Origin of the sequence: Staphylococcus sp. GDY8P196P (genome assembly GCF_017891705.1) — a bacterium.
Classification (GTDB): Bacteria; Bacillota; Bacilli; order Staphylococcales; family Staphylococcaceae; genus Staphylococcus; species Staphylococcus ureilyticus.
Genome location: NZ_JAESJS010000009.1, coordinates 510,090 through 519,943, shown reverse-complemented (window position 1 = coordinate 519,943; position 9,854 = coordinate 510,090). Strand labels below are relative to the sequence as shown.

At 32.8% G+C, this 9,854-nt stretch carries 9 protein-coding genes; 7 read left to right on the top strand and 2 right to left on the bottom strand.

The genetic code is table 11. The features are described from left to right. A partial coding sequence (locus tag KA814_RS06910) for a MepB family protein (RefSeq protein WP_348633951.1) occupies nt 1-593 on the top strand: 593 nt, incomplete at its 5' end. Between the two features lie 269 nt (nt 594-862). On the opposite strand, the gene KA814_RS06905 is transcribed toward KA814_RS06910, so the two are convergent. Further along, entirely contained in the window at nt 863-2,005 is a 1,143-nt protein-coding gene (locus KA814_RS06905; RefSeq protein WP_064209089.1) for a nucleotidyltransferase, read from the bottom strand. A gap of 126 nt (nt 2,006-2,131) precedes the next feature. On the opposite strand from KA814_RS06905, the gene KA814_RS06900 reads away from it, so the two are divergent. The 6 genes from KA814_RS06900 to pheT all read left to right on the top strand — a co-directional run bounded on the left by KA814_RS06900 (nt 2,132) and on the right by pheT (nt 8,537). Continuing rightward, a complete protein-coding gene (locus KA814_RS06900; RefSeq protein WP_046207843.1) occupies nt 2,132-2,668 on the top strand; it encodes a YceD family protein in 537 nt (178 codons plus the stop codon). A gap of 81 nt (nt 2,669-2,749) precedes the next feature. After that, on the top strand, nt 2,750-2,923 hold the full coding sequence (gene rpmF, locus KA814_RS06895; RefSeq protein ID WP_019469283.1) for a 50S ribosomal protein L32: 174 nt from the start codon (nt 2,750-2,752) through the stop codon (nt 2,921-2,923). Between the two features lie 123 nt (nt 2,924-3,046). Continuing rightward, nucleotides 3,047-3,991, top strand: coding sequence for a M23 family metallopeptidase (locus KA814_RS06890; RefSeq protein WP_081254265.1), 945 nt, complete (start codon nt 3,047-3,049; stop codon nt 3,989-3,991). Between the two features lie 17 nt (nt 3,992-4,008). After that, on the top strand, nt 4,009-4,749 hold the full coding sequence (locus KA814_RS06885) for a TrmH family RNA methyltransferase (protein ID WP_064209088.1): 741 nt from the start codon (nt 4,009-4,011) through the stop codon (nt 4,747-4,749). Between the two features lie 327 nt (nt 4,750-5,076). Next, nucleotides 5,077-6,135 (top strand): phenylalanine--tRNA ligase subunit alpha, encoded by a 1,059-nt coding sequence (gene pheS / locus KA814_RS06880; protein WP_064209087.1) that lies wholly within the window; start codon nt 5,077-5,079, stop codon nt 6,133-6,135. After that, nucleotides 6,135-8,537, top strand: a complete 2,403-nt coding sequence (pheT, locus tag KA814_RS06875; RefSeq protein WP_064209086.1) for a phenylalanine--tRNA ligase subunit beta — start codon at nt 6,135-6,137, stop codon at nt 8,535-8,537. The genes pheS and pheT overlap by 1 nt, the downstream gene beginning before the upstream one ends. Before the next feature lie 90 nt (nt 8,538-8,627). Here the strand turns inward: pheT and rnhC are convergent, their stop codons facing one another. Further along, nucleotides 8,628-9,566, bottom strand: a complete 939-nt coding sequence (gene rnhC / locus KA814_RS06870) for a ribonuclease HIII (protein WP_064209085.1) — start codon at nt 9,564-9,566, stop codon at nt 8,628-8,630. Nucleotides 9,567-9,854 lie beyond the last annotated feature (288 nt).

Here is a 9,854-nt window from a genome sequence, read left to right as displayed (position 1 = left end):
TCCCAACTTGTTGGGTTAGTGATTCTTATGCTTTCGAGCAGCAGAGAGAAAGTCAACAATGTACACCTGTGATGAAAATTTCTATCAAAAGGATGATAACCATTAATAATAATTCGAACTCACTATTTAATAAATTAAAAGAAACGAAATTAGCCTTTTCGTTTGAAGCCTTAAATATTGAAAACTGGAATCAAGCATATGAAGCTATCAATTTTATGTTTAATCACGTCACTTTTAAAAGTAGATTAGCTAAAAAAACACCAAAGAAACACGGCTATTTTGTTGCGATATGGCGTAAAAATGATCAAGGAAACAACGTACCTTTTAATTATGATGAGATGGAAGATAAATTAGTTATTAATATATTAGATGGTGTGAAAAAAGGACAATTCATTTTTCAAAAAGAAATTCTTATGCGCAAAAATATTTTAAGTTCTGAAAAGCAAAAAGGGAAGATGGCTTTTCGTGTTTATCCAAGTTGGGAAAAAGACTTAAACAAAACTGCAAAACTTACTCAAAAGTGGCAACTCGACTATTTTGTAGATTTATCATATGATGTCGATGAACAGAAACTAATTGAATTATATACATAGTGTTGATTCGAGCTGTTTAATATAGACATCAGTCATTTTCGTACGCTATAAATACGAAAACTAAATGAGGCAAACGGATTTATTTTGATAAAAGTCAAATTGTAGGTAATTAATTACCATTATTACTGAAAATACCTATGGGATACTACTATTGAAAATTAAGCTAAATAATAAAAATAACGCTATATATAAAGCCTATAAATAAAATTCTAAAAAATTATTTACAGGCTCCAATACTAGGATCTTGTTTTAATTGTTTTGATTAGCATTCAGTCATTTTCAGTACGTATGACATGTGTATTGAAATCTGTTTCTGTATGGTGTGTGAGCAAATTATAAATATGTGTTGAATGGATTTCTCGTTCAAATAAATGCGCGTTTTGTTGATTTATTTGCGTAATAAAATGACGTTCTGGAAATTTTTGTTTTAAGTATTTTAAATATTGTTGACCCTTTGCTGACATACCAAGAATGTGCACTGCATTTACAGCGTTATGTTTATGGTTTTGTTGAAAGTTTAGTAAAATATTCATTAAAATACGCTGTATATGTGTATAAGTATACCTTTTTGTTTTAATGAGTGACATGAAATGCTCAAATGATGTAGCATATCTAATTTTATCTAATATGCGATTTTCTAATCCTTCGGACATCGTATAGATATTTTTCAGAGATTGTGGCGTATGACTTAAAACAGCATATTTAATATATGGAAACGTATCTTCTACAGTTGCTTGTGGTTCTTGATAGAGCTGTTGTATTGAGTCGGGAACAACTGATTTCCATTGGTCGTTATGGGCTTGTATTGCATTGCGAATGGAAGTGCCACTAGCGAAATCTAAATTTGAAATATTGGAATCATGGTGGTGACTGCTTTCTCTTGGTATCGTCCAAGGTTTGATATGAGGTGCTAACTTTTGAATCGCTCGCATATAAGAAATACCTAATGTATTATTGGGTGAAGATAATAATGTATGATTGTTTAAAAGTTCACTTAATATTCTTGGATAACTTTTGCCTTCTTTTAGTTTCTTAATAAATTCAGGCGATTGTTCTATTTTAGAGATATTTTGTAGCAATTCATGAAATGAATCGATGTCACCTGATTCACTACCAAATGATAGATGATCTGCATCAACGTAACTCGCTATTTGGACAGCTGTTTCTGCAAAATATTGGCCTGCTGATAATGCAGCTACTGCTGGTAATTCAATGACTAAATCCACTGCACTCAATGCCATTCGAGTACGTGTAAATTTATTATATATGGCAGGTTGACCTCTCATAACAAAATTACCACTCATAATGGCTATAGATATTTCAGAAGCAGTTATTGACTTTGATGTCTGGGCATGGTATAAGTGACCATTGTGGAAAGGATTATATTCAGTGACTAGTGCAACGCTTTTCATTTGCAATTCTCCCTTTCAGAATTCATTATAGATATTGTATCAGATTAATTTGTGTTAAGAAAAAATCTTGACAACTTTTGTCTATAAAGTTAAAATAAATTTTGTGCTTGTTAGAGGTGAAGCCATATGAAATGGTCAATAACACAATTAAGAAAATTCCAAGATAAACCATTTGAGTTCCATCAAACGGTGAATTTTGATCATTTAGTAAAATCATTAGATTTAATAGATTTATCTGATATTGATGTTGAGGGTGAACTAACTGTCAAATCAAATGAAGTCATTGCAGATATGCATATAACTGGAACCTATACGATGGCGTGCGCGCGTACGTTAGTACCAGTCGAAGTGCCTATTGACATAAAATCACAAGAAATTTTTGATTTGGAAGGTAACGCGTATATAGGTGATGACGAAGAGGATGAGCATTATCATGATGCCACAGACGGCATGATTAATCTAAAAGATATTGCTGAAGAACTTGTTATTATAGAAAAGCCAATGCGTGCTTTTGCAAATAATAGCGATCAGATGCTACGTGAAGGTAATGGTTGGGAAGTTATTGACGAGGAACAAGCGGTTGAGCTTGCTGAAGAAGAGGAAGCTGAGCAAATCGATCCTAGGCTTCAAAAACTACAACAATTATATGACGAAGAGCAATAGCGGATTTAAATAATTTATAGTATAATAGATTATTGAGTCTGAAAATAATTTAGTAATGTATGAATATAAGGAGGATATATCATGGCAGTACCAAAAAGAAGAACGTCAAAAACAAGAAAAAATAAACGTCGTACGCATTTTAAAATTTCAGTACCTGGTATGACAGAATGCCCAAATTGTGGTGAATACAAATTATCTCACCGTGTTTGTAAGAACTGTGGTTCATACAAAGGTGAAGAAGTTGTATCTAAATAATTTCATTTATTTAAAGGCTAATGTTTAGCCGAGATTAATCGTTCATTAATTATTCATATAATAATTTATGAGCGATTTTTTATTTTTAATAGTAATGTTATATACAATTGATGGGTTGTGTAAATGATGATTGAAATAAATGCACAAGTAATATTAGAAAAAATAGAAAATAGTGACAGCGAATGGTTGTATAATCAGTTTAGTGATTATTTTCAAGAAATTTCCTCCTATCACGAGTTAGAAAGATTATTGAAATCATATAATACAATTAGACATGAAAATAAATTATACAAACATATACAACTCAATTATAAAGAAGAATACATATGGTTAGATGTAAAGAAAACATCTGGTATTAGTGTGACGTTAAATAAGTATCATGAAATTATTGGTTTCGTGCTTATTCCTATGAATTTGTCAAACAGACATAAAGAAACGAAATTAAGGTATACGATACCAGTTCTAGACACGTGGTTTGTATACGCTGGTGGTGAAAATGAGCTTGTAAATCATCATTACTCATACAAAAATCAACGTTATGCATTAGACCTGATTCTAGTGAAAAATCATCTGACTTATCATGGCAATCCTAATTGCTGTGAAAGTTATTATAGTTATAATCAAAGTGTGATTGCTCCAGCAAATGGTGTTGTAATAGATATCGTAGACGGTATAGCAGATGCACTACCAGGAGAAAATAATATGAAACATCCAGAAGGTAATTACATCATTATTAAACACACGGACAAAGAGTTTAGTATGATAGCGCATCTTAAACCAAATTCCTTTGAAGTCAGTGTCGGAGAGCAGATAAGACGTGGACAATTAATTGCACGAGTAGGAAATTCGGGCAACACAATGGAACCGCACGTACATTTTCAAATTATGAATCAAAGCAATCCACAATTTGCTAAAACATATAAGTGTAAGTTGCTTGATAATGTTTTGCCTGAAAAAGGTGATATGGTAAGTTATAGTGGAGATAGTATAATATTAGAAAATCAATTTGACTTAGCTAGAAGATGCAAACAATTAAGTTCAAATATAAGACATATATTTAAAATTTGAAATAAAGAGGCTATATTATGGAAATGATAACTTCTGCACAAAACAATAAGATTAAAAATGCAAATAAATTGAAAAAGAAACGTGAAAGAGATAAAACAGGTCATGTGCTTATCGAAGGCGTACACTTAATTGACGAAGCACATAAGAGTAATATCAAAATCCTTCAATTATTTGCTATTGATATCGATAGATTAGATGAACAACTCGTAAATGATGTTGAAGAAGTATATGAAATCAATTTAAAAGTAGCAGAATCACTGTCAGGTACGGTTACGCCGCAGGGGTTCTTTGCGATTATAGAAAAAGTGCATTATGAGGAAAAAACATATCAACAAGTACTGTTACTAGATCGTATCCAAGACCCAGGAAATATGGGAACATTAATACGCACTGCAGATGCAGCAGGCATCGATTTAATCGTGTTAGAAAAAGGAACCGCAGATCCTTATCAAGACAAAGTACTCCGTGCAAGTCAAGGTAGCGTTTTTCATATACCTATTATAACGAGAGATTTAAGTGAATTTATCGAAGGTTTTAATGGAAATGTTTATGGTACAGCATTAGAGCATGCGATTCCTTATAATCAAGTGAAGCATCAAGAAAGTTTTGCACTGCTCCTTGGAAATGAAGGAGAAGGTGTCAATCCTGATTTATTAAAACAAACGACTCAGAATTTAAACATTCCTATATATGGTCAAGCCGAAAGTTTAAATGTTGCAATTGCAGGAAGTATATTATTGTATCATTTGAAAGGTTGACCCTTTGAATGAATTTCGTATATAATAAACACATCAATGAAAAATATTAACCTATAAAAAGACGTAAACTAATAGTAGCAGTTGTTCAAGGGAGATTATTCATAGACTGAAAGATAATCCACTGTGATTAGTTTTTTTCATCTTTTTGGTTACTTAAAGAAATTTAAGTCGGAAATCATTTCCGTTATCAAAGATTACAAGTGTATGCGTGTGCATAAATTTGGGTGGTACCACGGAAAGCTTTCGTCCCAGTTTTAAGGGGTGAAAGCTTTTTTGTATGCAATTATTGATCATTTGAAAATATAGATTTTAAATAGGAGGCAAAGTATGGCGCAAACAGAGGCAATGTCTGAGATTAAACAACAAGCATTAGTAGATATAAATGAAGCTCAAAATGAAAAAGAACTACAAGATGTCAAAGTCAAATATCTAGGTAAAAAAGGTTCTGTGACTGGTTTGATGAAACATATGAAAGAATTATCGAATGAAGAAAAACCAGCATACGGACAAAAAGTAAATGAAGTGAGACAAACAATTGAAGGTGAGATTGAATCACGTCGAGAGATTTTAGCAAATGCAAAATTAGAGCAACAATTAACAGAAGAAAAAATCGATGTGACTTTACCTAGCCGTAAAATTTCAATAGGTGCTAAGCATCCGTTAACAAGAACGATTGAGGAAATTGAAGATTTATTTTTAGGTTTGGGTTATGAAATTGTAGATGGATATGAAGTTGAAAAAGATTATTACAATTTCGAAGCATTAAATTTGCCAAAATCACACCCGGCGAGAGATATGCAAGATAGTTTTTATATTACTGAAGATATCTTAATGCGTACGCATACGTCACCGGTTCAAGCAAGAACAATGGAACAACGTAATGGCCAAGGGCCAGTGAAAATTTTATGTCCTGGTAAAGTTTACAGACGTGATTCTGATGACGCAACGCATAGTCACCAATTTACGCAAATTGAAGGATTAGTTGTAGATGAAAATATTCAAATGAGCGATTTAAAAGGTACATTAGAATTGTTAGCTAAACAACTATTTGGTGAAGACAGAGAAATTCGTCTGCGCCCAAGCTACTTCCCATTCACTGAACCATCTGTAGAGGTTGACGTATCATGTTTCAAATGTGGTGGAGCAGGTTGTAATGTCTGTAAACAGACAGGGTGGATAGAAATTTTAGGTGCTGGTATGGTTCACCCTAATGTTTTAGAAATGGCTGGATTTGATGCATCGAAATATACAGGTTTTGCTTTTGGCATGGGACCAGATAGAATTGCGATGCTCAAGTATGGTATCGAAGATATACGACATTTTTATACAAATGATGTGCGTTTCTTAGATCAATTTAAAGCGGTAGAAGATAGAGGTGAATTATAATGTTTATTTCAAAAGAATGGTTAGAGTCGTTTGTAGCAATTAATCAACCTGTAAATGTTCTTGCAGAAAAAATAACACGCACAGGTATTGAAGTAGATGATATTATTGATTACACAAAAGACATTAAAAATTTAGTGGTTGGCTATGTTCAATCTAAAGCACCCCATCCAGATGCAGATAAATTAAGTTTATGCCAAGTTGATATTGGTGAAGAAGCGCCAGTACAAATTGTCTGTGGTGCACCAAATGTTGATGCAGGGCAGAGCGTCATTGTAGCTACAGTAGGTGGACGTTTACCTGGAGGTATAAAAATCAAAAGAGCAAAATTACGCGGTGAACGTTCGGAAGGTATGATTTGTTCATTACAAGAAATAGGTATTTCGCCAAACCTTGTTCCAAAGCAATTTGAATCAGGCATATATGTATTTACTTCAGATGTCAAACCTGGTACTGATGCACTTACTGCTTTATATTTAAATGATCAAGTTATGGAATTTGATTTAACACCAAATAGAGCAGATGCGTTAAGTATGATAGGTACTGCTTATGAAACAGCTGCACTTTATAATGTGCCAATGAAAAAGCCAGAAACGCAAAGTGAATTAACGAATGAACAAGCCACAAATGAATTAAGTATCAATGTTCAAAATCAGGACAAGGTGCCTTATTACAGTGCTAGAATAGTGAAAAATGTTAAAATTCATCCTTCACCAGAATGGATGCAAATGAGATTGATTAAAGCAGGTATTCGACCAATCAATAATGTTGTTGATATTTCAAATTATGTATTATTAGAATATGGTCAACCGTTGCATATGTTTGATAAAGATCAAATTGGTTCTGATCAAATAGAAGTGCGTCAAGCTAAGGCAGAGGAAAAAATGACAACGCTAGATGATCAAGAGAGAATATTAAAAGATAGCGATATTGTTATTACTAATGGTAATACTCCAATTGCAATTGCAGGTGTGATGGGCGGAGATTTCTCAGAGGTGACTGAAAATACTACAAATGTCATTATTGAAGGTGCGATTTTCGACCCAGTTTCAATTAGACATACTTCTCGACGACTAAACTTACGTAGTGAAGCTTCAAGTCGATTTGAAAAAGGTATTGCAACCGAGTTTGTAGACGAAGCCGTGGACAGAGCATGTTATTTGCTACAACAATATGCAAGTGGAACAGTACTACAAGATCGTGTAGCTGAAGGCGATTTAGGTCAATTTGTGACACCTATTGAAATCACAGTTGAAAAAGTGAACAAAACAATTGGTTTTGAACTATCTAAAGAAGATATTGAAGCGATATTTGTTCAATTAGGATTTGAAACGACACAAGAAGGTAATACACTGACAGTAATGGTTCCTTCGCGTCGTAAAGATATTACAATAAAAGAAGATCTAATCGAAGAAATTGCTCGAATCTATGGTTATGATGAAATACCATCAACGTTACCAGTTTTTGAACACGTAACACCAGGCACACTAAATGATAGACAAGCAAAAACAAGAATTGTAAAAGCGACATTAGAAGGTGCTGGATTAAGCCAAGCGATTAATTATTCACTTGTAGATAAAGCACGTGCAACTGATTTTGCATTGCAGGATCGCTCAACGATATCATTACTGATGCCTATGAGTGAAGCTCATGCCACTTTGAGACAGAGTTTGATTCCACATCTTATTGATGATGTGTCTTATAATGTTGCTCGAAGTAATCATCATGTTGCGCTTTATGAATTGGGCCGTGTATTCTTTGGCAATGGAAAAGATCAATTGCCAGACGAAGTAGAATACTTAAGTGGTATACTAACAGGAGATTATGCTGTCAATACTTGGCAAAGTAAAAAAGAAGCGATTGATTTCTTTGTAGCAAAAGGTGTTGTTGAACGTATTGCTGAAATTTTAGATGTTCAATTTGAATATGAAGCTGGTGAAATAAGTGGATTACATCCAGGCAGAACTGCATTGGTTAAGCTGAATAATGAAATTGTTGGATTTGTAGGGGAATTACATCCACAAACTGAAAACGACTATGATTTAAAACGAACTTATGTATTTGAACTCAATTATGATAAGTTGATGTCAGTTTCCGTTGGTTATATTAATTATCAACCAATTCCAAGATTCCCTGGTGTATCGAGAGATATTGCATTAGTCATTAATCGCGCGATGCCATCAGCCAAAATCGTTAATGTGATTAAAAATAACGGTGGCGACATTTTACAAAATGCAGAAGTCTTTGATGTATATGAAGGTGAACATGTGGCAGAAGATGAAAAATCAATTGCACTTCGTTTATCATATTTAGATACAAAACAAACGCTCACTGATGATAAAGTAAATGAAGTACACGACCGTATTTTAGAAGCGTTACAAGCAGAAGGTGCGACGATTAGATAATATTATAAAGCCTTGAATCTATGCCAAATGTGGCGATGATTCAAGGCTTTGTTTTTTACATTAAGAACGTTTTGGGTTATAAATTATAGTTTATTGATGTTTTTTATTTATTAAATTCAAAGCTTTTGTTCTGTTCGCAAAATGCTTTTTAGTCATAGCGTCTAAATATTGGACACCGTTTTTATCAATTATTTTTGCAGCAGCTAAATCTACTTTATTGCTAGCGCCTTTAGGTAATTCAACTTTTGCATGCTTTGATAGTTGATCCATATTTTTCACAAAGGCATAACGTGAAATAATACTTGCAGCAGCAATTGCAATAGACTTTGATTCACCTTTTGTTTCAAATTTTGTCTTATTTTCAAACGGTAGATTGCTAAGTGCATATCTTTTATATACACCAGGCTCAGCAAATTGGTCAATCACAATATAATCAAGTTCATCCGTGTCAATTTTTGCAACGACATTTTTTATAGCTTCGTTATGTAACACTGCCTTCATTTTAACTTGAGACCAACCGGCTTTTTGTTTCTCATTGTATTTTTCATTATGCATTGTTAATAAAGAATGCGGGATGAAAGTTATAATTTGTTCGGCAATCTCTATAATTTTAGTATCAGTAAGTCTTTTAGAATCATCTACACCAAGTGTTTTTAAAATTTGAGCGTGCTTTTTGGATACATAGGCTGCACAAACCGTTAGTGGCCCGAAATAATCACCACTACCTGCTTCGTCGCTGCCGATACATTGAAATTGATTATAGGAGATGTGTTGTTTAGTTTGTTTGCTTTGATTGTGTTTGGTGTTGCTTTTTGAAGGTATTGATTTATTAGGCAACATAGCGTTTGCTACAGATTCGGCATCTTTACCTTGAAACATTACTTTATTAGAATTGTATATCGTAATAGCGGTGTTACGATATTTCGTCCGTGCTTTCATACCTTGTGAAAGATTAGTCGTATTAAAATCAATTTTAGTCATTAATTGTTGTATTTCTTGGTTTGTTAATTTTTGTACTATATTAGCCATTTAGTGACCTCTCTTTGTTCATATAACTTATTTTAAAATTGGATAATGCATATCATATCATAAATTTAAATAAGTTAGTTATTTATGATATAAATGGCAATATGATATGAAATAAAAATGATTTAAATAATTGTTGTATAATCATTAAATATTTCAAATAGAACAATTCACACCTCTTACAAAAAAATATCTTGTCGTGTATAATAGTTCGTAATAAATATTATAAATTACCAACATATAAATATAAATAAAGTAAAATCATTCAGATTAGAAATAAAATATAAAAGT